Origin of the sequence: Paenibacillus sp. FSL H8-0537 (genome assembly GCF_038051995.1) — a bacterium.
Classification (GTDB): domain Bacteria; phylum Bacillota; class Bacilli; order Paenibacillales; family Paenibacillaceae; genus Pristimantibacillus.
Genome location: NZ_CP150290.1, coordinates 1,201,455 through 1,228,066, shown reverse-complemented (window position 1 = coordinate 1,228,066; position 26,612 = coordinate 1,201,455). Strand labels below are relative to the sequence as shown.

Annotated in this window: 12 protein-coding genes and 1 pseudogene; 4 read left to right on the top strand and 9 right to left on the bottom strand. The window is 48.0% G+C overall.

The genetic code is table 11. The features are described 5' to 3' along the window. Positions 1–38 precede the first annotated feature (38 nt). The 3 genes from MHB80_RS05000 to MHB80_RS04990 form a co-directional block, all read right to left on the bottom strand. Positions 39–4,484 (bottom strand): S-layer homology domain-containing protein, encoded by a 4,446-nt coding sequence (locus MHB80_RS05000; RefSeq protein ID WP_341281142.1) that lies wholly within the window; start codon positions 4,482–4,484, stop codon positions 39–41. Between the two features lie 110 nt (positions 4,485–4,594). Next, positions 4,595–8,953, bottom strand: coding sequence for a BREX system ATP-binding domain-containing protein (locus MHB80_RS04995; RefSeq protein ID WP_341281141.1), 4,359 nt, complete (start codon positions 8,951–8,953; stop codon positions 4,595–4,597). A gap of 37 nt (positions 8,954–8,990) precedes the next feature. Then, positions 8,991–9,587, bottom strand: coding sequence for a TetR/AcrR family transcriptional regulator (locus tag MHB80_RS04990; RefSeq protein WP_341281140.1), 597 nt, complete (start codon positions 9,585–9,587; stop codon positions 8,991–8,993). A 149-nt stretch (positions 9,588–9,736) separates the two neighbouring features. Between MHB80_RS04990 and MHB80_RS04985 the strand changes: the two genes are divergently transcribed. Continuing rightward, positions 9,737–10,666 carry a 2-dehydropantoate 2-reductase N-terminal domain-containing protein gene (locus tag MHB80_RS04985; protein WP_341281139.1) on the top strand — a complete coding sequence of 310 codons (930 nt, stop codon included), beginning with the start codon at positions 9,737–9,739 and terminating at the stop codon, positions 10,664–10,666. A gap of 291 nt (positions 10,667–10,957) precedes the next feature. Here the strand turns inward: MHB80_RS04985 and MHB80_RS04980 are convergent, their stop codons facing one another. Further along, positions 10,958–11,359: a hypothetical protein gene (locus tag MHB80_RS04980; protein ID WP_341281138.1), complete on the bottom strand. Its 402-nt coding sequence runs from the start codon at positions 11,357–11,359 to the stop codon at positions 10,958–10,960. A 151-nt stretch (positions 11,360–11,510) separates the two neighbouring features. On the opposite strand from MHB80_RS04980, the gene MHB80_RS04975 reads away from it, so the two are divergent. Beyond that, positions 11,511–11,666 (top strand): hypothetical protein, encoded by a 156-nt coding sequence (locus tag MHB80_RS04975; protein WP_341281137.1) that lies wholly within the window; start codon positions 11,511–11,513, stop codon positions 11,664–11,666. Between the two features lie 162 nt (positions 11,667–11,828). Here MHB80_RS04975 and MHB80_RS04970 read toward each other — a convergent pair whose 3' ends face one another. After that, positions 11,829–18,851 (bottom strand): InlB B-repeat-containing protein, encoded by a 7,023-nt coding sequence (locus MHB80_RS04970; protein ID WP_341281136.1) that lies wholly within the window; start codon positions 18,849–18,851, stop codon positions 11,829–11,831. A gap of 344 nt (positions 18,852–19,195) precedes the next feature. On the opposite strand from MHB80_RS04970, the gene MHB80_RS04965 reads away from it, so the two are divergent. Both MHB80_RS04965 and MHB80_RS04960 read left to right on the top strand, forming a co-directional pair. Beyond that, on the top strand, positions 19,196–19,435 hold the full coding sequence (locus MHB80_RS04965) for a hypothetical protein (RefSeq protein ID WP_341281135.1): 240 nt from the start codon (positions 19,196–19,198) through the stop codon (positions 19,433–19,435). A gap of 138 nt (positions 19,436–19,573) precedes the next feature. Then, the gene (locus MHB80_RS04960; protein WP_341281134.1) at positions 19,574–19,924 is read left to right on the top strand and encodes an ATP-binding protein; all 351 of its coding nucleotides are present in this window, start codon (positions 19,574–19,576) and stop codon (positions 19,922–19,924) included. Between the two features lie 493 nt (positions 19,925–20,417). Here the strand turns inward: MHB80_RS04960 and MHB80_RS04955 are convergent. The 4 genes and pseudogenes from MHB80_RS04955 to MHB80_RS04940 form a co-directional block, all read right to left on the bottom strand. Next, positions 20,418–20,669: pseudogene (locus tag MHB80_RS04955) on the bottom strand (8-oxo-dGTP diphosphatase MutT); the annotation flags it as partial. A 199-nt stretch (positions 20,670–20,868) separates the two neighbouring features. Further along, complete coding sequence (locus MHB80_RS04950; RefSeq protein WP_341281133.1) at positions 20,869–22,602, bottom strand: dockerin type I domain-containing protein; 1,734 nt, start codon at positions 22,600–22,602, stop codon at positions 20,869–20,871. Positions 22,603–22,736: 134 nt separating this feature from the next. Beyond that, on the bottom strand, positions 22,737–25,802 hold the full coding sequence (locus MHB80_RS04945) for an S-layer homology domain-containing protein (RefSeq protein ID WP_341281132.1): 3,066 nt from the start codon (positions 25,800–25,802) through the stop codon (positions 22,737–22,739). 53 nt (positions 25,803–25,855) lie between these two features. Continuing rightward, positions 25,856–25,987: a hypothetical protein gene (locus MHB80_RS04940; RefSeq protein WP_341281131.1), complete on the bottom strand. Its 132-nt coding sequence runs from the start codon at positions 25,985–25,987 to the stop codon at positions 25,856–25,858. Positions 25,988–26,612: the final 625 nt, after the last annotated feature.

Below are 26,612 nucleotides of genomic sequence, written 5' to 3'. Positions count from 1 at the left end.
TTGCGAGATAATTCTCTATTTTTACAACAATCATGTACTTATTGACTGCTTTTTTCACTTTCTAGATTCAACATATTCAAAAGCATAACAACCGCTTCAGCTCTTGTTGTTTGTGCACGGGGATTAAACGTGTTCGCCCCTGTTCCTTTCACTACGCCGCGTTCTTTCAGAGCGGCTACTGCGCTTTTTGCCCAGACCGGAATCAATTGATCATCTGAGAAAGAGGTGACTGCATTCGGGTCCAGTGGCAGCTCAAATGCCTTCCCAATCATCGTTGCCATCTCTGCGCGCGTGATATTTGCATTCGGCTGGAAGGTACCATCCTTATAACCGCTAATAATGCCAGCTCGCACAGCTTGTGCTACCGCAGCCTGTGCCCAAGCCCCAATATCCGCTTTATCTGTGAAGGTCAGCTCCGCTCCTTCTTCCTGAGCGTTCAATGCTTTCATCAGCATAACTGTGAATTCTGCACGGGTTACCGTTTTACCTGGCTTAAACGTTCCGTCCACATAGCCATTAACAACACCATCTTTTACTGCTTGCTTGATACTTGCTTCAGCCCAGTGTCCTGCGATATCACTAAGTTCAGCAGGCGTTGTTCCCTCTGATACGGGAAGCCCTGTCGATTGGTCTACAACAAGAACCGCAAATTTCGTAAAGTGATTAACCTCTACTGAAACCACATTTCCGATTGTCTTGCTGCCTTTCACTTCTACCCATTCTTTCTTCCCTTCATCGAAATAGAAGATCGCAACCCCTTGGCCGCTCTTCACATTGCTCGCATCGAAAGCAAAGGTGAGCGTTACAGGCTGGATGAAATTACCTGGAATGTTTTTCAATACTTCATATACCGAGCTTGCAAGAACCTCTTTATGGACTAACACATTTTTCGTATCTAGCCATTTCGTAATCGTTAATTTCAGTTCCTGATTGACTGCGCCTGTAGGAACGGTAATCGTGAACCGCTCTTCTAAGCTTACCTCGCCAATTGATCCTATTGGAAGCGTTAGGTTCCCGTCTTTTGACGTCACTTTAGCTGGAGCTGGAACAACACTTCCGCTATTGCTTCCATTATTGGGTGGAGCAGTTGCTTCATTTACCGTCACCGTATACGTAACCTGCGTTACGCCATCCTCAGCAGTGACGATGACTTTATTACCTGTCGCTAATACTGTAGCTACCGTTATTCCGTCTGCTTGGTACACTTCAAACGTCGCATCCGCTGCTGGCGTGATTGCTGCTTTCAGCGCTGCCAAAGTTGTACAGGATGGAATGGCTGTTATCGTTTCATTTCCTGTGCCCGTTGCACTTACGGTGCCGATTGTCGAAGTTAGCGTCGCCACCGTTTTCACTAACGTTACCGTATACGTAACCTGTGTGACTCCATCCTGTGCTGTAACGATGACCTTATAGCCTGTTGCCAAAGTTGATGCTGCTGTTGTCCCATCTGCTTCGTAGACCTTAACCGTCGCACCCGCTGCTGGCGTAATCGCTGCCTTTAGCGCCTCTAACGTCGTTGTGCTCGGAATATTCGTAATCGTCTCGTGCAATGTCCCGCCCGTGCTAACCGATCCGATTGTAGAGGTTAACGTTGCGGTGGTATTAATCCATCTAGCAAATAACGTCTTACTCGCCGTAATTGTAAAGCTGTCTGCCGCCGAGTAGCTCTTGCCGGTTCCATCCGCTCGCGTATTCCATCCCGCGAACGTGTAACCTGTCTTGACCAAATTGCCGATGTTTCCGATAACGCTAACCGTTGTTCCCCGCAAATACGCGGTTTCGGCACTCGGCAAGTCTCCATCGGTTTCACCGTTTCCGTTATAGGCGACATGATGGAGCTGAGAGCTCTGCAAGTAAGGATATCCCTCGTTAAGCGAGGAATCGATTGCCCATGTTTGCTCGAAATCCCAACCTTCATAGCTGCTTTGCAGCATCATCGCCGCTGTCGTTAGCCCCGTACCGCCACCTGTCCCCGAACTCGTTTGTCCTGTTGTTTCGCTATCGAAAAAGCTATTGTTAGCCCCACTATTGTTTCCTACTAAGCCACCTAAGCTTCCGTCACCTGTTACGGCACCCGTTGCATAGCTGTTGACGATAGGAGACCAGTTTCCGCCAACTAATCCGCCTGCGGAATTCTTCCCATTCACGCTTCCATTGAAGTAGCTGTCAGAGATAGATCCTTCATTGCCTCCTACCAATCCGCCTGCTGTCCGATGTTGACCGCTAATGCTTCCGGTAGCAAAGCTATTTCTAATCGTGCTATAGTTCACGCCGACCAATCCGCCAGCATATGTCGCCGCTCCGCTCAGACTTCCCGCAAAGAAGCTATTGGTAATGCTGCTTTCATTAGAGCCTACCAATCCGCCTGCAAAGTACCCGCTGACGCTTCCTGTGATGACTCCACTGTTCGTGATCGTTCCGCTGTTCACTCCAGCTAGTCCACCAACAACCTCTCCACTGCTTACATCGATATTTTCCAGAATGACATTGCTGACCGTCCCATGGTATATAAATCCGAATAGCCCTAGAGGATCGTAAGAATAAGTCCTACTAATCTTTAAATTCGCAATCGTATAACCGCTGCCGTCGAAGTTTCCTGCAAATCCATTACCATAATCCCAATTACCAATTGGCATCCAGCCTTCGCCAGCCGCATAGCCGCTCAAATCAATATCCGCTGTCAGCTTAAAACTCGCGTTTAAGAAATACCTGACCTGATTAAGCTCGGCCGCGGTTGCAATGAGATAAGGATCCTCTGTAGTTCCCGAACCACCGGCAAATACCGTACCCGTTGCCGGGAATGTCGCTGTTACCACTCCGGAATCGGCTGAATTCGTTACGATTGTTGCCCCCGCTAACGTGAAGAAATCCGAAGGCACTCCCGTCAACACATGCCCCCTCTTGGGCGTGATCGTCAGAGTTGCCGTGTAGGTCTCTCCCTCTGCAAATCGGGGAGCAGCCTCAGGAGACCAAGCGATTGATGCGGTATATTCATCTGTAGTTGTCTCCCGAACTGGCACTTCGCCCGCGACTGGCGCAGGTACCCCGCTAATCGCTGCAGTCGCAATGACATCTATAGCATTCATCGTCACCGTATACGTAATCTTCGTTGCTCCATCCTGAGCCGTAACAATGACCTTATTGCCCGATGCCAACGTCGTCGCTACCGTGGTTCCATCAGCCTCATAAATCTCGAACGTAGCATTCGTTGCCGGCGTGATCGCTGCCTTCAACTCGTCTAACGTCACATCGCCCGGAATGCTCGTAATGGTCTCCGTCGCTGTCCCGCCCGTGCTCACCGTTCCAAACCCGGATGTCAAAGTAGCTTTGGTGCTCAGCCAATGCGCATACAGGGTTGTATTCTTGGTTATCGAAAATGTGTCTTCTGACACATAGCTGGTACCGCTGCCGTCCGCTAACGTATTCCATCCCACGAAGACATAGTCGGTTTTGACTAAAGGATCTGAAGGATCTATATCTCCACTCACGGTAACCATTGCATCATTAGAATATACGTTGTTGTCAATCGGCACGCTTCCTCCCATGTTACCGTTACCGTCGTAGTTCACAAAACGGTAGAAAGCTTTCAAATAGGGATAGCCTTCATTCACATCCGGATCGATTCCCCAATAATCGTTAAAGCCCGGCCAATTTACATACGTACTTAGCGTCTTCATCTCTAAAGTTGTTTTACCTGTTCCTTTCCCCGTATCACTTTGCCCCGTCGTGTCGCTGTCGTAGAAGCTATTGGAGACTGATGCTCCTGGATTCAAAGCACCGGCCAAGCCTCCTGTAGGAGAGCTTTCAGCCCCTACCTTTCCTGTGGCGTAACTATTGTGGGTCTCCCATTGATTAATCCCTGTCAAGCCGCCTGCGTTTCTATGCGCCGCATTCACACTCGCATTGCTGTAGCTACTGCTGATTGATCCAGAAGCGAACCCTACCAAGCCTCCTACAGATGAACCTCCGCTTATCTTGCCGGTCGTGAAGCTTCCCCTGATTGCTCCAAAGCTGGACCCAACCAAGCCTCCTACATTAGCATTACCCACAACATCGATATCTTCCAGCCCGATATTAACAATTGAACTTAAAGCAGAGGTTTCTCCGAAAAGCCCAACACGATTACTTTGTGGTCGATTAATCGTAAGATTAGTAATTTTATACCCTTTGCCGTTAAAGCTCCCTCTAAATGGATTGCCAATCGGCGCCCAGCCTTCTCCTCCCGCAAAACCGCTTAAATCGATATCCGCGATCAGCTCAAAATATATCCCGGATCCCAAATGATTTCTGACCTCATCGAGCTCAGCAGCCGTTTCAATGAGATAAGGCTCATTGCTCGTACCCGTTCCTCCTGCAAATTCTACACCTGACGCAGCAGATACCTGATTCCCTCTAACGAACAGCCCGTTCCATCCGCCTAGTACTATCAACATCGCTAAGATGATAGACGTTACTTTCTTACTTGCTCGAAATCTTGTACTCATGTCGTTTTCTCCTCCATACCACTATTGAATTCGGAACTAAGTATAGGTCCCAAACCATACAAAAAAACACTAACCAAAGTTAGTGTTTCGCAAATATTGTAGAAAAAAGTCTAATTTATGAGTTCCAACTCCTTTGCACGGGCGATTGCCTGACTCCTTCTTTTAACTCCCAGTTTTCCGTATACGTTATGAATATAGCCTTTGACTGTCCCTTCTGTTAATCCGAATCGATAGGCAATTTCCTTATTCGTCAATCCATCTGTCAGCGCGTACAGGATCTCTGTTTCACGATTTGTAAGTGATTCGAATAACAGCTGTGAAGCTTTCGCAGAAGTTGATGACGGATCATCTGTTGGAACGATTGGTGAATAACTTTGGCTGCGAGCTTCATCTAATGATTTCACATACATCATTCGGGCAATCATTTGCTCCAGCATGACCCGTATTTCTTGAGTGAAAACGCCGGCTATGAGACTGTTCTCCAAGTAAAGTGCGAATGGCGTTAGTCCTCCTGTGAAAAGAACAGGCATACACAGTACGGATTGGGACTGGTTTCTATGAATAGAGGGATCAGCGGAATAAGAGCTGTGCGAAGCATTAGCAAGTACCACCGATTCGCCTGTTTTTAGTACATAACGGATAATAGACTCACCATACGAAGCTCCGCTGCTATCGCTCAATGAGACTTCCTTTTCAACGACGTAGGTCTCTCCCTCGCTACCCACAATAAATCCCTTTTCCGCACCAGAATAGCGGATTGCAAGCTCCAAAAATTGGGCCATTGTATGACAATGGTCTAGTGAATTCATCCATTCTTGCTGCTGTTTGTATTGCCTATTGTCCGCAGTAAGCCAAGAAGTGGATTCAGACTTGATTTCGTTTGCTCTAGGCTCCTCTGTAACTGCCTTGTCTTCCCCTATCCTATCAATCGCAGCTGTTCTTAACCCTTCATTTGTTTCTCTCAGCTGCCTTGCTTTGGCAGTAGCACCCCATCTTGAATAAGCGTCACATGCATCGGCAATAAGAGCCTCCGCACCGTTCACACTCTCCATCTGCCTATAGAATACAGAGGCCCGTTCACAAGAAATAGCCGCCATTAGCCCCTCTCCCGCCTGGCGGGCTGCCCGAATGGCTTCCTCGTATAATTGTGCAGCAGCAACTCTATTGCCCTCCATCCGATAGCGTTCAGCTGATAAAAGCAAATAAGTAGACGAATCCTTGCCGCTATAGCCAGACCATCGCCTCATGGAACGCAAGTGCTTACGCAACTTAATCCGTATCCTCTTCTGCTCATTTGGCGACGCTTCCGAATACATAGCAGCAAGCGTTAATGAATGGTACATCCTCTGTTTACGAACATGCGGCCGAGTTTGGAGGAAAGTATTTCTCTCACCTCTTTCAACCCATTCAAGGGCTTCCCGGTACCGCCCGAAGAGATAAGCAATCTCTATGTTACAGGTGCATGTGTAATAGACCTCGTTATTCAAAAAATCCTTGTTTGGCTCATTCAGTAAGGGCGTAACGTATTGATCGCTTTCTCCAGCCCCATCTTGCATTTGTGCGATGTACCAATTCGCCCTACGAAAAATATTACGTGTGACACCGTCCACAAGCTGCTGTGAAGTCTCTTCATACACTTTTATCCGTGCAGATAATGAATACAAATCGCCGGTGTAGTTTGTTATAGTCGTCATCATCGCAATACTAACATAGGTTAGATTAGCCGATTCCATCCCATATTGGATCGATTTCTCAAACTGCTTAATCCCTTCATCCGGAGTAACAATTCCGACAAGACCTTTCAGATAATATAATCGGCTTCGCAGGTCTGCGCTGTCAAAGGAAGCTGCTAGATGGAATGCCTGATCTACATATTGAGGCCCCGTACGGAAACCTGACATTTTATAAATAACCATCCCGTAGCTGGCAAGCATAAAGGAGAAAGCCTCATTGCTTCCATGCTTTAGACCATACCGAACAAATCTTGAGAATAACACAGCTGACTGCTCTAGACTTAGTACATAGACAGGGAGCGAAATCGCCATGACCAGGTCTGACAATGCTTTATAGCGAGGGTCACGATTAATCGGTAAATGAGGAACCTCGCTGCCCTTATTGAACAATACGCTCTGTGTCATTAATATTTCCTTTATAACTAATGCTTTGGAAGGCTTGCTTGGTAAATGCCAGCCCAATTCTGCTAGCGCCTGCTGCCCAATATGGACAGCCGTTTCATCCTTCTTCAAATACGAATACATGGCAATACGTATTAAATAGATATGAGAACGTTCAACCACGTTTGTTGTGCAAGACATTAAGTTTGCAAGTAGCTCCTCCGCACGCTCTGTATAACCACACATATATTCACATTCGGATATCTCCAGCATGATACGGTAATCAAGGGACGCTGTATTCTTCCAGTCACCGCCAGACAGACGTAAAGCGATCTCATAAAAATGGAGCGCAGCCGTAAATGCTGTTGTTGCCTTAGACTTTATACCCGCCTGATAGTTAAATGCGGCAAGCTCTCTCTTCTCCGCATCATCCACTATCTTCTCGCTGCCCAGATTCAAGTGATGCACCCTATCAAATATAGTAAATACACTCTCACTTAATAAATGATCGCGTATGACACGGCCAATGGTCAGATGTAAGCTCGCTTGGTTCGATTCAGACATTGTCATATAAGCCGCCTGTTGAATACGGTCGTGCAAGAATCTATAATAACGTTCAACACCGTCTGACTCATCACTGTCATTTTCTCGGCAGATTAGCCCCTCTTCCTCTATGACATGCAGAAGTCTGCGTACATGCAGCAGGGGATATCCACTTACTAAAGAGATCGTGAGTGGACAGAAACGATGTCCGATAGCTGCCCCTATGGCTAACAGCTCGATCTTTTCGGGGGATAGCATACGAATACGAGCCTCAATCAAATGTACAATGTCAGGATTCTCAGGAATTTCCGTGATGACAGATGGTTCCCAGACCCATGAGGCCTCTACTTCATCATAATAAAGCTTATTCTCTCGATACAGATTGTCCAGTAAACGATTCAGGTATAGTGGATTGCCGCCTGTTCGGTGGTATAACACCTCCGCAAGCGAGCGAATACGGGCGGAGTTCTCATCAAGAACATCCGACACGAATTGTCTCACTTCAATGTAGGACAGAGCCTCGAGATGGATATGATGTACAGATAATTGCAATTCATCATGCAAGGAAAGCGACTCCGCCATCCATACAGCTGCATCCACTTTATTCTCTTCATGTTTTTGCCATCCTAAAGTGAATTCCTCCCGAAACGCACTGATTACTAGTAAGCCAGGCCGTGCCTGATCGTGTACAATTGTACGAAGAACATCTATTGTAGCAGGATCTGCCCATTGAAGATCATCCAAGAATATGACTAAGGGATGCTGCTTATCTACAAAAACTTTTATGAATATAGGTACTAAGCGGTTAAAGCGAATAGCAGCCTCAGCAGGATGCAGCGGCTCTATCGCTGGAATGACATCGAACAGCTCTGCAGCTTCTGGTAACAGCTGTACAATAACAGCTGCTCCCTGGCCTAAAGCCTTTGTTAATTGTTTCTTCAGTTTCGCTACTCTATCCGGCGATTCGCTCCATATTTGTCGGATTAGGCTTCGCAAAGCTTCCAGCAATGAAGAGAACGGAATGTCGCGATTCATCATATCGCATTTGCCACTAATGAACCGACCTCCATCCCTTATAACTAACATCTGAAGCGCTCGGACGAGCACCGTTTTGCCACTGCCTGCACTTCCGCTGACGAAAACGAACGAAGATGCACCAGCTTTTGCCTGTTCGAAAGCATCTCGGAGAGCTCTTTCTTCCCTTTCACGACCAAAGAGGGTCTGAGGAAGCCGAAATCGGCTTGCCTCATCTGCCTGAGCGATTTCGAAAAATATGACTTCTCCCTTTTCCTCCATCGATAAGGCACACTGCTTCAAATCACTTAATAAACCATAAGCACTCTGATAGCGCTCTTCCGGATTCTTCGACAACAGCTTCATAATAACAGCCTCAAGCGAGCCAGCCACATCGGAACGCCATTCGCGCAGAGGCTTCGGTACAACAGCAAGGTGCACATGTATCCATTCTTCTAAACTTTGTGCATGAAACGGCAGACTGCCTGACAGCATCTCATAAAAGATCATACCCAGGGCATACAAATCGCTGCGCCCATCTAGCATATGATTGATTCTGCCCGTTTGTTCAGGAGACATATAGGTGTAATCCATGAGTAGCGGATCTGTGAGAATAGCTGATTTCATATCCAATTGAATTTGAAGATTCGCCGGATTTAAATTTCCAAATAATTCATTTTGCTTATGAGCCCGATGTACCGACTCAGTTAGTCCTATAGCTATACGTAAGAAGGAAGCGACGTCCATTGGATCTCCGTTCATCATTTCCTTCAAATGAATAGCTTCTGTAAGTATCATCCTAGGTCCCTCTCCAATCCGTACGCAGTGCTTCTTGTTATTCTATCATTTTATTCGAATCAGGGCGCTGCGGATTGACCGTGCCAAAGATATGAAACGGTGTTATCCCATTTGCGAATAGGCTATCTATCAGCTTGACCAATTCTTCCGACGATAAATCTTTGCCGTTGCGTATCCAAAGGCGAAACATAGACATTAATGTTGATATGTAAAACTCAATCAGGTATGGCGTTAAGATATCATTTGTTGGAAGGTCCACAATCAATCTCTCAAAGGGAATTTCTCTTTTCAGACGTTCAAGAAAATGAACAGAACCATAGTCACCTAAGAGGGCTTTTAGGACTGAAATTTCTTCTGTATTTTCCAAGCATTGAAGGGCATCTTGGAAATTATGCGTAGAAAGCTCCCTGCTTGCCATTTCCTCCTTAATGGATTTCAAAATACTCTCTTCCACATAGTCCAACAACTCATAGATATCTGTAAAGTATTGATAAAATGTACTGCGATTATATCCTGACTTGTTAGCAATCTCTTGAATAGATATTTTTTCAATTGGTTTTTGGCTATATAAATCACAGAAAACACTTATAAATGCTTGCCTTGTTTTGTCCGTAATTTCAGGTTGCTTTTTCATGATTAGCCTCCATTTTCTGTTCAATACATTATCCGACAGATATTAAAAATCTGATGGTTGATGACCGTATAGTGAATACATACAATATTATTATACAACACGTTGTTTGATCATCAACAAGGATCATCAACTATTTTAGGGAGGCTAACATGAGAATTTTATTCTTCGGTAGAGGTGTAATTTCGACCCAATATGCGTGGGCTTTTGAACAGGCAGGGCATACAGTTGAGTTTTACGTCAGAAAGGGGAGAAAAGAAACCTTCGGAAGCAGTATAGAGCTTGAAATGTGGGACGCACGAAGAGGGAAAAAGATCATAAAAGAAAGCTGGAACGTCAAACTGCATGAGGAGATCCTTCCAAATTATGATCTCATTATTGTGAGCGTCAACACGGAACAACTTCCGGAAGCAGCACAATTCCTATCGACTGCTGCAGGAAACACCCCTGTCCTCATATTCAATAACGTTTGGCAGGATTTGAAATCATCGATCGCACCATTGTCAATGAACAATGTTGTCTTTGGCTTCCCCGGAGCAGGAGGCGGCATAGCGGACAATAGGCTTCGAGGTGGCTTTTTGAAAATGCTATTTCTTGAAAAACCACGGGCAGGCACTGAGCATATTAACCAATTGGTCAAAGAAGGTTTTGAAAGTGCCCATTTTAAAATTAATTGGGTAAAGGATATGCAAAACTGGCTATGGAACCACTTTGCCATGAATGCAGCTATGGAAACCGAGGTATTAAAACAGGGAAGTTTTTCAGCACTCCTGAATCATAGGACCTTATTTGCAAATGTTGGGTTAAATATGAGAGAAATGATCCCTGTACTTAAAGCAAGAGGTGCAAAGCTTGATGCCATTTCTCTCATGTTGACTAAAATTCCACCGGTACTTCTCGGCATACTTTTTAACAAGGTTATTTTTGCAAAAGGCAGCTTACCGCGACTTTTTGTGGAATACAACAATAGTAAAGCAGGTTTTGCGGTACTTGAAGTTGTGAGAGAAGCAAAAAAGGCAGGCATACCTTTGCCACGTCTTACGATGGCATTTAAAAATACTGAATATGCAAAAGAAATATAAAGAAGCCTTCGATGGTTTCGAGCCTAAGCCGAATCTGCTTCTTGGCCTAAAAAACACACCCCTTAGCATGCATCGGATTACCCGCGGGTTTTTCCAATGACTATTCTAAGGGGTATCTACAACGAACTTAGACACGCTCATGCAAGACCATTGGGGTGTCCATCCTCTGTCCACACATTCATTAACAAACGTTTGGGTTAACATTAGCACAAGTCCTTTTTTTTCGATGCTCTGTTTTTGTTGCAATGTCAATTGCAATCACAGCATTAAATCTGGCAGTTATGCCCCACCTTACCTCAGCGAGGCATATTTGCTCGATCGAATGAACTCGCGATGGGCTTCCTGAATCGAGTTCACGCGCATCAGCAGCTCCTCGGAACCGCCATGCTTCAGTTGCCCCGCAATCTGCATGAGCTTGAACGTTCTGTAATAGCTCGCATCCGCTTTGCTTCGACTGTGCTGCAATACGTCTTTATATGCTTGGCGTTCCATCGAGAGGCTGATTGCTTGATCATATAAATTGGAATCTTTTCGCTGTAAGTAGTCCATTTCGTCGGTGCGCAGCTTCTTTCCCAGCATGAGTACATTTCGAATAGATGCCAAACGCGTCTGATCATTCGTCGCTAGAGCGTCCTTGCTTTGCTGCATTCCTTTGAAATAATTACTAGCCAGCTGCACGGATTTTACATTCACGCCATTTCCCTCCTAAATACAAATGTCGTCACATGCAACGACGCCTCTGTCCAAGCATCCGATTGCATCTACCTTCTCATGACAGATCATTGTTCTTCGTCAAAAAACTACAAATATTTCTTCTAATTTATCATGGTAGATTGCTACGCAAATGAAATGTAAAGAAAACTTTATGTTCAAGCTCGTTATGATGCTGACGCCGAAGACAGGAGCCGATACGTATGTTGAGATCGGCTTCACAAGTGCCTCAGGCACCTCGTCACCTTCCGTCCGTATTCTTCGCCCATATCGATTTTTCACCTCTTAATTTTATCACAGCACATGAGACCACTTGTGCATGACAAAGAAAACTTTATGCGCACCTTGCGCTCAATCGCATCCGCCAAGATATGGCCATACCGAACTCGCAGCAAAACAGCCTGCTCCGATGGGAGCAGGCTGTTCTAATTGTTTGATCTATTATTAAAGGTTAATGCAAGGCCGGATCATACTTCATCACAATCACTTTATCACCTAAGAAGGAGTTCGTATTTGGTCTAATAATATAGTTCACATAGATGTTGTCGTTCCTGTCTGAGCTGATCTGTAACCACATAATTTCAGCTACGTTAGCTGCGGAGATGCCGGCATACTCTACGACGCTCCAGGAATTGTTCTCGAATTTCATCACCGTCACCCTGTTGCCGAGTGAAGCATCCAGATAAGCAACGTAAGGATTACCCTGTCTGTCGAAGGCGATATCCGCGATGAGCTTCCCACCATGCGTTTGGATCGGGAAATCAGCAATGCCTACAGGCACCCAAGCATTCTCCACATATTTCACCACGGTCACCTTGTTATCTTTCGTATTGACGATATAAGGTACGCCGCTTGGATCAAGCTTGAAGGATGCCCCATAATAACCGCCTGGAACCGGGGGAGTGCTGAGAGAGGTCTTGGCAAGATTCGCACCCTCGTATTTCACAGCGGCAGCTAGAACTCCACTCTGAATGGTGTAATACGTATAGAATAGATAAAGAGTCTCTACTTCTCCTTCGCCATCAGAGTCTTTGCCAAACGCGATGACTAGATTATTAAAACTCCCAAACCCTATACTATCTATTCTTTTCCATTGGCCATCTATTAACCTCACCAAGTATATGGTATGAGTGGTCGTACTGGCATCGACATAAGCCATATAAGGAGTGTTCCCCTCGTCGAACACAATCGACATATTTGTTCCGAAATGCGTTATCGTACTGCCTACGGTTTCCCAAGCTTCCCCATTATATCGATATACCACGGTTCTCCATGATGCATCAATACGAGCAACATAAGCAAAATAAAGGTTGTCCTGACTGTCTATGGAGAGAGTTACGTCTACTGAACTATTCTGAGCCTCAGGGAAGGTGCCTGGACCGCCAACGATCTGCCACTCGTCTGTCGCTCCCACATATTTCTTCACGAACACCTCTTTATTAAAGTTCAATACAGCAACATAAGGAGTGCCATTACTGTCGACAACGACGTTGGACTGGCTGGACACAGCCAATTCTGACGTATCACCCAGTTCCAGCCACGATGTCATCGTCCACTTCGCGTACAGGGTAATATCTTCGGTCACCGCTGCCGAGAAGTCATAGGTAATCGTCAACTCGGGATCGCTGTACCAACCACCGAACCGATACCCCACCCACTTCGGTGCGGCAGGTGCCACAGCTTGTTCTCCAGGAATCACCGCCTGGCTCGTTACGGCTGGCCCGCCGTTGCCGTCGAAGCTCACCGTGTAGCTATTAAATGACCACTTCGCGTACAATGTGAGGTCAGCGATCACCTGTCTCTCCGTGAAGAGATAAGCTTCATTCAGTGCCTCGTCGCTGTACCAACCGATGAACGTATAACCGTCCTTCGTCGGTGCGGCAGGTGCCGCAGCCTTGTCGCCCTGTTCCACATGCTGGTCATCCACCAGCGATCCGCCGTTGCTGTTAAAGCGGACCGTGTAGATGGCCGTCCACTTCGCGTACAAGGTAAAGTTAGACGTCACCTGTGTCTCGAAGTCATAGGGTGTGTTCAGAACGGCATCCTTGTACCAACCGACGAACGTGTAACCGTTCTTCATCGGTGTGGCAGGGGCCGTAGCCTTGCCGTTATATTCCACCGGCTGGTTAACCACCGCTGACCCGCCGTTACTGTTGAAGCTCACCGAGTAGCTGTTTATCGTCCACTTCGCATATAGCGTAAGGTTAGCCGTAATCGGTGTCGTCGAGAAGCTGAAGCGGCTCGTGCCCGTCAATTCGCTGTCAGTGTACCAACCTTCGAATGTATGGTTGCTCATCGTCGGTGCGCTAGGCGCCGTAGCCACGGCGCCATCTTCCACCGTAAGGTTATCCACTACCGTGCCGCCGTTGCTTTCGAAGCTCACCGTGTAGCTGTCTTTTGTGGCAATCGTCCACTTCGCATACAAGGTGAGGTCTTCCGTCACCCTTTCTGTCTCGAAGTCATAAGCAATCTCAAAATCTATATCGCGATACCAACCGCCGAACATATAGCCTTCCAACGTCGGTGCGCCAGGCGCCGCAGCCTTGGCTCCTTCGTAGACCGTCGCGTCAGGTACCTGCGACCCGCCGTTGCTGTCGAAGCTCACCGTGTAGCTGTGCAGCCACTTCGCATACAACGTGAGGTCTTCCGTCACCTGTGTCGCGAAGTCGTAGGAGATCGTAAGCGCGCTATCACTGTACCAGCCGCCGAACACCCAACCGTCCTTCGCTGGTTCAGTCGGTTCGCTTACCGGCAAACCGTAGCCTACCGTCTGAGCATCCACCGCAGACCCTCCATTGCTATCGTAGCTCACCGTGTTGTTGTTCAGCGTCCACTGAGCGGTGAACTCGACATCGTGCGCGGGCATCGTTGTCGAAGGAGCAGGCGACCATCCTGTGAATGCATGCCCCTGCCAAGTCGGAGCGGCAAGATACGATTGGATCGTTGCCCCAAGCGGTACGTTAACAAACTCAGTTGCTTTGCCGGAGCCATTGTAATTGAGCGTCATCTTGTAGCTATCGCGCTTATAGTACAGTTTCAGCACCGTTGTGCCTTTGCCCGTAATCAGAGCCTCCAGCACCGTTCCCGGTACGGTGTCATTGAACGTAAAGCCCTCATAGGACTTGGTTGGATTCGTCAGGCTCGCCACAGTATCGGTTGTCCCGCGATACGATTCCGTATCCGCAACCGTATAGGTGTCGCTTCCGATATTCTGCAGCAAGTAGACGACCTGGTAAGACGTGTCCTCTCTCCCTGTCCACATTGCAGTATAGGTGGTGTCCGAAGCAGGCATCTCACTTGGAACGTCCGGCGACCACCCGGCGAACGTATATCCCTGTCTTGTCGGCACGGGTATACGAGCAGCGATATTCTTGCCTACTGCTTCCGTTAACGAGCTTCCAGGCGCACCCGCATAAGCCCAATTGAAGGTCATCGTTCGATTCATCGGGTAGTAATCAACCCTGACGACCGTCGAGCCGTCTCCCTTGATAGTGACACCGCTTAATGTACCTGTCGCATAGCCTTGGTCCTTAAACTTGTCGGAGCTGATCCGAATCTCCGTGCCGGTTGTTCCGGTCAAAGTCTGCGTTTCGACAGGCGACGTCGATGTCTTGGTGTTCGGGTCTATTAAATAATGCCGAACGGTATACGGCGTATCCGTGTTCGGGATCCAGTACGCGTACAGATTCCAATCCGAGGCAGGCATACGACTCGGAATGGTCGCCTTCGTACCGCCGGAGGCAGTCCAGTACCAGCCGTCAAAGGTGTATCCCGGATATACCGGGTTGTTCAAGCTGATTTCCGCGTTATATGGGGCGGCGACAACCTCGGTCATGCCACCATTCTCCGGATGCAGTTGGAATATATAGTCGCCCACTCTGGCCAACCAATTCAACGGAATCTTGCGCGTGAGTGAATCTGACGAGTACGACAGCGGCGCCCCCTTCCAGGTGATGACCAGGTTGCCCTCGCTCACCTGAATATCCTTGTTCACCACTTCAATCTTCCCGGTATCCGCTCTATACCTGAAATTCCTGTTGTCCACCTGAATATCAAATCTCGAGCGGTCATACACCTGGGTATTCATCTCTCCAGTCTTCAAATCAAACGTACTCATCGTGAGCAGCGTCTGCGGAACAGAGATGGATGACGCGGAACCCGCCAAGTTCACTGTCGGCGCATCACCCTGCGAATAGGCAAAGTCGACAACTTGCTGCTGTTCCCCTACCGTGTACAGCGGCCATGTATTCTCGTACACCGGTATGCTGGCCGAGAGCAATCCATCGCCCAATTGTGCACCTATTGAGCTCTCCAGATAGATGCCAATCTCAACTAACAGAGCGCCTAAAGAACGAGATGTCTGCTTCCCATTCAGCTGCTTCACCTGATAGTAGAAGTACCCCCATAGATTCACATAAGCGCCGGGTTCTACGGATAACCCGATGCTATTGAGCTTGACACTTCCAACCCCTGCTTTGAGCTCCAGATGAATGCCAGCCCGCAATCCGAGCGTCCCCATAACATAGAAGGTGAATTGATAATTGCCGTCACCCGGCAAGCTTACGGTGCTACTCGATCCTGTGAGCCTAAGCACGTGCAGGGTAGCCGAGTAGCGCTTCGCCGTCGTATAGTTAAAATCCGCCCCGATCGTCAAGTTCACATTGGCTTTGACGACGAACTCTGCGGTAAAGTTGACTTCAACAATACCAAGCGCCACGCGCATGCTCTTGTCGACGAGCTCTTTCTTGATTAACGGAACCCAATCCGTTTCGTTCTCCATCATCTCTTGATACTGCGCCCTCAGCGACGCCTCGTCTACGCCGGTATCTTGCACGCCATCGATTAACGCTTGAATCTCGGTTGCGATGTCCCGCACATGACCTAGTATGCCGCCATTATTCGCTTTATCCCAGTCGTCCAACGCTTCCTGCAGCTTATCGTGTTCGACGGTGGCGATTTTCGCCGTAACGTTGATCCCGGTATAGCTGTAGGCATCCAGATTCGCGGTGACACGATAATCACTCGGGTAGGGTATGCAAAGAAACCATACGCATGCCTCTCCCCATTCCGTCTCTCCATTTACGCCTAGCCCCAGGCTTATCTCCTCAAGGAAAGTACCGGTCATATGGATGACGAGGTCACTCTCCTCATGAATCCGAATGACAATATCGGCTCCCACTTGAAGCGAGGCGCTTACACCGGAGGTTTGGCCGGCAATATGCTTCAGCTTCGTGCCGAGTGAAGCGACGACGGTCAGATTCTCCACGCTGACATTGCTCTGGTCTGCCGAGAGCATCTTCACTTCCATCTGTGATTTGAATTCATTCGTACTCAAAGCCAGAGCGGACAGATAGTCCGCAGCTTGAATGACGAATCCGCTGGCTGTCGCCTGCTGTTCAATCTGATCCTCAAGCTTCGCGATATCCTCCTTCGACAGCAGCTGCTCGCCGTCAATCGCTTGCTGCTGATAGATGTCGAAGACATGCTTAATATCTTCCTCTGTGGCATCGGTATACGTAATGATATCCTTTTCCGCGTCTGGCACAATCGACGTAATGCGTCCATAACCGACCAGTTGGGAGCTTACATCCGTTAGTTCACCCTCATAGAAAGCGATAAAATCGCCCACATCGACGGTGGTGAGTTCACTCAAGCCTAGTGACGCATACTGGCTGTCGCTGTAGTTCATCGCGATATGATCTACTGTGATAGAGTGGTTGTCCCGCTCTCCGTCCTCGTCTGCCTCTGCGCTCACAGGCAGAACATCCGGCCTGAACAACACCTGCTTGGCATCCGCGTGATCATAGGTGTAGGTGCTGCCGTTAATCCCCGTAATCTGTACATAGGCGATAGCACCATCGGCGTCACCGGTTGTTTCTACCGTGCGCTGATCGGGGCGAACCCCTTCATAGATGGCGACGGCATCGCCAACTTGAATCCCGACTGCACCAGTATACGTGAACGTTCCGCCGCTTGCATTCGCCGCAGCGAGACCGGTATCGCTGTCGCCCACCGTCGTCGTGACCACCGGAATCGCCGGCGAATCTACATCCGCGCCATTCAGCATCATATCCGAAACTTCTGCGAAGGGCAGATAAATCATATTCGGATTCAACGGGATATTCATGACTTCCTGCTTGGCGACGCTGAATACATAGATGCTCGTCGTCGCGTCTTGGCCTTGGAAAGACAGCTTATCGTCCGTCAACGTAAGCTGATAAGTATTGCCTTCTTCGAACCGACCGGTTGCAGACGCTACCTTGAAGAGTCCGTCCGCAGCGGTGACGGTAATCCCTGCGGAGTCCGGATTCGCGATATCTTCAAACGTCATACCCGCTTGTACCTCTGCTGCCGTCAGACTGCCGGTCGCATCGTTTACAGGGATGGTGAAGTCCGGTGCGACATTCAGCACCGAATAGCTGGGAATGTTCTGTACCGCATTACTAATGTTATCGATATACTTTGCATACAACCTCGTATCAGCAGTAATGGTACTGCCATTCGCAAAAATAAGAGAAAGCTCGCTATCCCTAAACCAACCTTGAAAAATATACCCTTCTTTCACAGGAGCAGGCAGATTACTTAGCGCTTCCCCTTGCCGTACCGTTCGAGCGTTAATCTCCGTGCCTCCGTTGCTCTCGAACGTAAGCGTATATGTAGAGGCATTAGGGGTAGAACCGCCTCCGTTCGTTCCTCCCCCGCTATTGCTTCCACCATTATTGCCGGGTTCAGATGTCGGCTTCGGTGTCGGTGCCGTTGGATTCTGATTTTGCCACGTCTGCACAACTTCGTTATTGCGCATGAAGAGAACAGCCGCTTCCGCACGAGTCGCTTGGACATGCGGATTGAAATTGCCATTCCCATCTCCGAGGAACAAACCTGCTTGCCACAGTTTGACGACCGCGTCAACCGCCCAAGAAGAAGCATCGGCGAGATCCCCCGGCTTCGTGGTTACGCGATTGCTTGTTTGATAGGGAATCTGATAGCTTTCGAAATACCGCAAATTCAGCGTCGCCATCTGCTCTCTGGATACGATTGCGTCCGGAGAAAAGTTCCGACCGCCCGTGCCGGTGACAATCCCTTTCTTAGCCGCCCATTCTACATATGGCGCATACCAAATGCCCGGCTGCACATCGGCAAAGGTCGAGGTTGAATACTCGCTTACATCCACACCTGCCATTCGTCCAAGCGCCGTCACATACATGGCACGCGTCATCGTGCTCTGGGGCGAGAAGGTGCCAACGCCCGTTCCGCTGAATATGCCGTTCTTCTGGACATATTCGACCGCATCATAGAACCAGTCCGTTGGACGAACATCCTGAAACCCAGGTTCGGCCGCTATCACCGGCTGCGTTGGCAGTTCGGCCGCTATCACCGGCTGCGCCGGCAGTTCGGCCGCTGCCGCCTGTTGCACTGGCAGTACGGTCACCAACATGCTGATGACCAGCAACCATGTCAGAATCTGAGATTTCAACTTCCATACCCGCTTTGCTATCTTCTTCAAACCCATCCAACCCTTCCATTAGTTGCTATGAATCTCTTTTACCTCCATACCGCTCTCCCTATCAGATTAAAAACGGTATAGTCCTCCTTCGCTTCGTCCTTGTAAATATATGTAGATTTATGTCACTATTTTATCATCGTTAATAGGACCAATTGCGGAGTGCAAAGAAAACTTTAAATTCGCGTTTACTCGCACTTGCGTTAAGGAAGCGCGAGACCTGAAGGTTGTCTCGATCTGAAGAAAGTTTCCTATCGTCGCTCAGCTATTTGTAGGTCACTTTTCCCTTTAATGATGATAATATTTAGATATTTAACTTGCTTATCGAGCAGTCGCTAAAGCTGCAAGGGGAGTGGGCATTCTACTCGCAAGAGCTGCTGGCAGAAGTCTGTGTAGTTGGTCAGAACAAGAGCAGCGTGCCCGCCCATCTGGCAACGAAGCTGGTGTTTTTCCAGCCCGAGAATGACAGCGTAGAGCTGGTTATGCAAGTCGCCAACATCCAACATAAGCGAGGCGGCATCATCAAATATATGGAGTTGGGGGCAGTGATACGTTAGCGGTCAAGACCCAACTGACAATCGCTGCCGAAATGTTCACCACCTCAAGCCTGCTGGTGATCGGCATGTATCAGTTGCTGTTATTCATACTGCGACGGAAAGATAGGTCCCATTGTATTTTGGCCTGTTCACCTTACGTTGTTCAATCTCGTATCGAACGCCATGAAGTTCACCTCCAAAGACGGGCTGGTGCAAATTGTGCTGGCTGCGGATGAGGTGAACCTTTCCCGTTGCGCGAAAATTAGCGTACAAAACTCTGACACGGGTATTCCTCCAGACCAACTCGAGCAAATCTTTGATCGTAATTACAGGTATGATGGACCGAGCCCGGGGAATGGCGTAGAGGGAAGTGGGCTTGGACTGGGGATTTGCAGGAATATCGTCCGGCGCATGGAGGAACGGTTCGAGCGGAGAGCGACGGCAAGACGGGGTCAATTTTCTATGTATCGCTTCCTTGTATTGGAGTCTATGGCAGCGACACTTATATAACCAAGCGGTTCAATCCTGAGATGTAAGCGTCAAATCTGTGTCTAGGGCGTGACTGAAAACCCGTTCAGTGGCACCTTTCACCGCCTTTTCGCCCCCTGCTTCGTTCCGTTTGCTTGACGTACCCCCGGTACGCCTTCACAAGCGCGCCTTGCATGGAACCAAAATTCGGCAAAATTTGCTGTCCTCAGAGTTCTCAGACACGCCCTAGTAACAACAAAGAAGGGCTCGTCGCCCCAATGTCATTAAGTTAAGGATCAAGTTCAGAAATCAAGGACAAGAGCAGGTTATTGAATAGATAACCCGCTCTTGCCCTTGAAAAAACCTGAAATACAACTTAACATGCAGTTAGAAATGTGTAGTGCAGCTTCGCTTTAAGAGATGGCTGACTGCGTATAGACATGAAAAAACCCATCATAGATAGACGTAGAACGTTTTGTTTTTCTACTATCTACTATGATGGGAGCATATCCGTTAAGAAATCGTCTTTTTCAAGCTATTCTAGGCTCTGTTCGAGCTCCAGCATCTCAACAAACTTAATATCGGCAGGTGCAAAGCTGTATTCTTTCAGCTCCTCACGAGAAACACAACGATAATCATCATGATTGACTAAAATAATTTCCCCGCTTACATATGTCGCTTTATACGCAACTAGCCGAATATGAGTAGCCCCATAATAATGATCGATCACACCAAACCATTCATGGGGAAAAATCTCAATCTGCATTTCTTCCAGCAGCTCTCTGCGGAGACAGGTCTGCGTCTAATCTCCCTGCTCGATTTTCCCGCCGGGAAACTCTCATAGCCCTTCATGCCTCACATACTCCGCCTCCCCTAGAAAAATAAACGGCGACGTGAAGCTATGCTCTTCCTTGTATTCACGAACAAATATGGCGATACGGCTGCCCTCAGACTTTACATCGAGTTACTTTCCAATTACTGAATACTTAGGATCTTCCTATAATATAGGCCAGGATTGCCTTAACATCCATCTCATCCACAAATCCATCATTATTGAAGTCCGCTGCTGCCAGCTGATCCGGATTTAGTGTGATTAGTCCCTTCAGATACTTCACTAGCAACTGGGCGTCCGCAGACGATACGCTGCCAGAGCCATCAAGATCCCCCTTAACAATCTGGACGTAATAAGCTGTGTATGTGGTCTCCGCAGTAATTATCATCGCCTTCAACTCTTCGCTACTCCGCTTGGTCACACCACCATCGTTGCTCCAGCCTGTGAACCGATAGCCACTATCTGGAGTAACAGTCGGCACAGCTACTGGCTTGGCTCCAACCTCAACGTCCTCGCTCTGTGCGCTGATTGTCCCATGATCGCCAGGCTGATAGCTCACCTTCAATAAATGGAGAGAAAGGACAGCTGTGTTCGAGATTAATTGCTGCCCGGAGGCACCGGTAATGATGACGCGATACAGATAACCGTTCATATTCTGTAATACCGGATTAATAGTCAGGCTGCTGCTCGTTGCTCCACTCACATCCGTAAAGCCGTTACCTGTACCTGTCGTATCTACCTGCCATTGATAGGTAAGGCCACTGCCGCTAGCTGTTACAGAGAAGGTAGCAGTTGCACCAACATCCACCGGTGTATCTTCCGGCTGCTTAGTAATGCTTAAATCGGCTCCTACCTGGTACAATCCAGCATTACCGCCGACAAGCAGCTTCCCGTTTCCATATTGCATAGCACCAAAAGAAGTGGAAGTAATGTCACTGTCTGGTGTCGCGATGGATGTCCACGTAGTCCCGTCATCGGATGACATGAGCACGGTTCCGTTAGAACGCAATACATACACATTATTGTCTTCATCAACAGCTAGAGCGCGGTAATTGCTGCCTGAGGGCAATATTCTGGTTACTGTAGTGCCTACAAGCTTCCATACTCCGTCTGCCCCGGAAATATATGTTGTCCCTCCGGCTTGAGCAAGGTCGCTAAAGTCAGTATCTGTAGAGCTCACCTGAATGGAATTCCAGGTAGATCCTCCGTTAGTCGAATAGTAAATATTTTTTCTCAGATCTCCTAAGATGAATCGACTGTTAACCTGATCGTATACAGCATTTATAATACGAACGCCACTGAAAGTATTTTTCGTCCATGCCTTCTCTTCTATATTCCCAGTGGATGAAGCTTGCCGATAGATGACATTGCTATTGCCAGCTCCCATTACAAAATTACTTCCGTCAGTAACAACGGGCCCAAGCAACAAGCTTTCCACTGGAAAGGCGGATGGAGTCCAACTGGAGCTGGTATTGGATGTATCATTCATATAACCCAAGAAAGAAGTAGTCGTATAATCAAAAAAGTCTGTAGTCATGTTATATCCCGTCGCATAGGTTCTATCTCCAATAAAGGACAGGTTTGCCAGGCTAAAACTCTTGCTCGAACCGAAGGTATCCGAGCCAATGATTTTGGTCCACGTCTGCATATCCGTGGATTGGTGAGCGACATTATGGCCACCAGTCAATTGCGATTTGTAATAAAAGGTACCGTTGTTGAAATAGAGCTTCATCGGGGAACCTATGTTATCCTTGAGCAGCTTGTATTTATACTGCGGAGCCGTTGCTGAACCATCTGCTTGTACCTCGTCCTTGGAAAGCAACAAGCTGACCAGCAAGGTGGAGACCAACGACAGGCATAAAGCAACTCTTCCTACTTTTTTGAGCATAAATTGTTCTTTCTCCTCTCGATAATGCAAAAATGCATTCCATATTTCCCATGATGCAAGCAGAAATACCGCTTAAAGAACGTCTGCCAACGTATACAAACACAGGGGGCGAATTGCCCCCTGAACTGAACTAATTAAATCAGACCGGATTGCCGCAGAAGCCTTTGAACCATCGCTGCTACCTCGGCGCGAGTCATATGCTGCTTAGGTGCCAGCTCAGCAGAGCCTCTACCGGATACAATGCCTGCCTGCACGCTGTCGGCTACACCGTCTTGCGCCCAGGTCGATACGGCTGTTGCATCCTTGAACGAATCGAGTACGGCGGTTGTGGATGTGGTCACAGAAGATTGCTTGTCCTTGAGTCCCGTCAACTTCATCGCCTTCGCCAGCATGACCATCGCCTGCTCACGCGTAATCTTGTCATTCGGACGGAATGTACCATCTTCATATCCGCCAATCAGTTCGTATGCTTGTGCTGTGCTGACTGCCTTGCTGTACCAGTCCGTCTGCTTCACATCCGAGAATGCTGCTTCTCCCTGCTCGAAAGCAAGTCCCAGCCCCCGTACAAGGATAGCTGCAAACTCCGCGCGGGTGATGTCGCGATTCGGACTGAACTGCCCATCGCCAGTCCCTTCAATAATCATCCGTGATCCCAAATCATTCACAGCCGACTGTGACCAATGCGAAGCCACATCGTCGAATTCCACCGGATTCCATACAACGGAATAGGTGCTGTTAGTCAAACTGTTAATTTGCGCATAATAGGTTCCACCATCATTCACGATCTTCGTCGGTACATGCCGCACGCTGCCGTCTGGAGCAACCACGACACCTGTCGTAATCTTGTTCGGATCGACTCCAGCCGGAATCACGATGCTCCGCTGCACGTAAGCATTGAATTTCGACACTTCAACAGTAGTATCACCATTCACGGCCTTCACTGTAAATTCAATCGGCGGCACCTCGAAAGTGAACGAGCCTTTCGCAGCTGTATCCTCTACTATCTTCAGCATACTTGCTGTTGTCGCAGCGATTTCAATGTATATTTTTATATCCTTCAGTGCAACGGACCTGCCCATTTTCTCCGTAATGGAATCAATCTGGATTTGACTTGCAGGGAGCGTATACGTCGCCTGAAGGGTCCTGAGTTCGACTACCGCCTGCTTGCTTTCCATGTTCTTGACCATTTGACCGTTCAACTCGCCAATGATTACATCCGAGCTTGTGCTGACCGGAATTGTGATGACCGCTCCCTGGCCTTCTGCTGCAAGCCTTTGCTCCAGCTTCTGCGGATCAACCTGAATGGTTATTACCTTCTGGCCGCTGCGATCGCTTGTGACCACCGTCCCCGCTTGCTCAGCCTTGCCATTGACTAGAATCTCCACGCCGACAGCCTGGGATGGCGTTGTCGTTACAGGCGTACCGGTACCACCACTGGTGCTGCTGCTGTAAGGGTCCACTGCATTGGATACAACTGAAGCAGCGCTCGCCCCGATTGTATTCACAGCTTTTACCGTGAACGTATAGCTTGTTCCATTGGTCAAACCAGTCACGACGATTGGACTTGCCGTTCCTGTCACAACAACTCCACCCGGCTCGGCAGTAACCTCGTAGCCAGTAATCGAGCTGCCGCCATCGCTTGCCGGTGCTGTGAAGCGGACCGTTGCTTGTCCATTTCCCGCAATAGCTGTCACGTTCGTTGGCACTCCCGGAACGGTTGCAGGCGTCGGTGTGTCAGGTCCGGAACCACCTCCGGCGCTTGGAGTTGCACTCTGCTGTACCGAAGCATCGCTCAGCCCATGAGCATTGCCTGCTTTAACCGTAAAGTAATAAGCTTGACCGTTGCTCAGATTGTTGACCGTGTAGACAGAGGCCGCTACACTCGCGATCTTCTGTTCACTATATCCCTCTGGCTCTGTCGCCATGTAAATGTTGTAATATGTCGCTTCTGTTACTGTAGTCCATTCCAGATAAGCCTGACTGTCTCCTCCAACTGCTGTCAGTCCTTGTGGAACAGCAGGTACGTCCAAATTTCCAGACGACGGCGAGACTGTTACTTTACCGGGATTCAGTGTCTTCTCCATCTCATTTGCCGAAGCATCTGTGACACTAAATTGATTCAAGTCTGACGTCTGCACGGTCAGAGCCTTCTGTCCATTTGTCGCCTCGTTCTTGATGAGGAAGCTCACCGTGAACAGCTCGTCTCCAGCCATAATCGGCGTATCTCCACCGTCACTGTCTACCCAGACCGTCTTGAGCCAGCCTGATGTATTATTATAATTGGAGTCGAAGTAGTCGCCCGCTGCACCTTGAATATCCGTCACTTCCAGGGCGCCTGCATCAAAGTCTATTCGCAGCATGTAGGAGCCGACTCCAGAAATCTCGCTAACGGCTCTTACCGAGACATTGACTGTCTCACCCGGCGCTCCGGCTATACTGCCAATGCCGATCGTTACTGTATGACGCTGCCATTTGGCATAAAGTGTCGTGTTCGCCTTAACTCCTGCTGAGGAGAAATCCCAGGCTGATGTCCCTTCCGGGTTGGTGTACCAGCCCATGAAGCTGTAGCCTTTCCTGATCGGAGCGGGCGGCTCGCTGATGGTTGCTCCGCTGTTTACATCGATGACGCTCTCCACCAAGCTGCCTCCTTGTGAATCGAAGGCCACTGAATACTTCGCTGCTGTGACGTTAATGCTTCCATTAGAAATATAGATTGAATCGGATGGATCATTACCAACATAATTCGTTACATTTACCATTAAATCACCAGGCAGTACACTTTCTTTGATTCTGAAGTTCAGTGTAGCAATCTTGGTCTTCTCCAAAATTACTGTATTTGAAAGAAGTGCATTGAAGTGAATGCTGCCTGTTGTGCTGCTATCAATTGTGTAGGTCTCTGTACTGCTTACATGAAGCTCGTCATCCACTGACAGCAATTCAAGTGAACTGGCATCGTATTCGAGCGAGAAATCAAATTTATAAATAAGGTCTTCCGGCTCGGAAAATACTGCCATACTTACTGTATCTCCCGGCTTGCCCTCCGTACTGCTCACTTCAATGGCAGGCAGATTATCTGTACCCGAGGAACTTCCGGCTCTAACCGTCGGACTGACGGACAGCACCAGACAAATAACCAGCAAGAGGGATACCCATCTTCTCCAGCCTGCCAAATTTCGCTCCTTCATCTCATAAAATTTCATGTGCTCAACCCTTTCCTGAAATGATCGCCAAGATTGACTTGACATCCTTGTCATCACAATACCATCGCCAATAATATTTTCTGCTTCCAATTCCCATCTGCCAGATCAAGCTTCATGACAAATATGTTGTAGTTGTTTCGAGATGCCTGATTTCCCTGCCTTCGTCCATTTGTCAGATGCTGCATAAGCGCGCTCCAACCTTCATGTCTGGAATTCGGGAACATATCCAAGGGTCAGCATACAAATAAGCAGCATTAGAACTATCCTTCTTGCCGTCAGGACACTTCTGATCATTTTTTGTTGATTGCTTGCCCATTCCTTTCTTCCTTTTGTTCAATTACAAAATCTACAAGCTTTTTTATCTCTCTCCTGCAATGTGCGTATGCCCCCACAGATCGTCATACTTTTGTCCCCTTCCTTTTAGCCTAGTATAAAAAATCGCACCTTAAAAAAACCTTAAAAATCGACATAATTCCACAGCATGCTGCCTTCACAAAGAACGCATATATGCCAAATTGCATGAATCATTACATGAACAATGACCTTGATCAGTCATTTTCTCCTGCAAAAAAACAAGTCATAACCACCGACTAAGCGGTGGTTATGACTTGTTTTAAAGGTAAATGTGGCCGTTTCACATCCATTTCACATCAACAAACCGTGTACAGAAAATACGAATTATCCTTCATAACCCTCTGCTTCATAATAAGGATTTTAATCATGTTCAAGGCATCTTTTTACAACATGTCGTTCTACATCAAATGAAATTGGACTCCTTTTAGACATTGCAAAAACCCCCATCATGGTAGC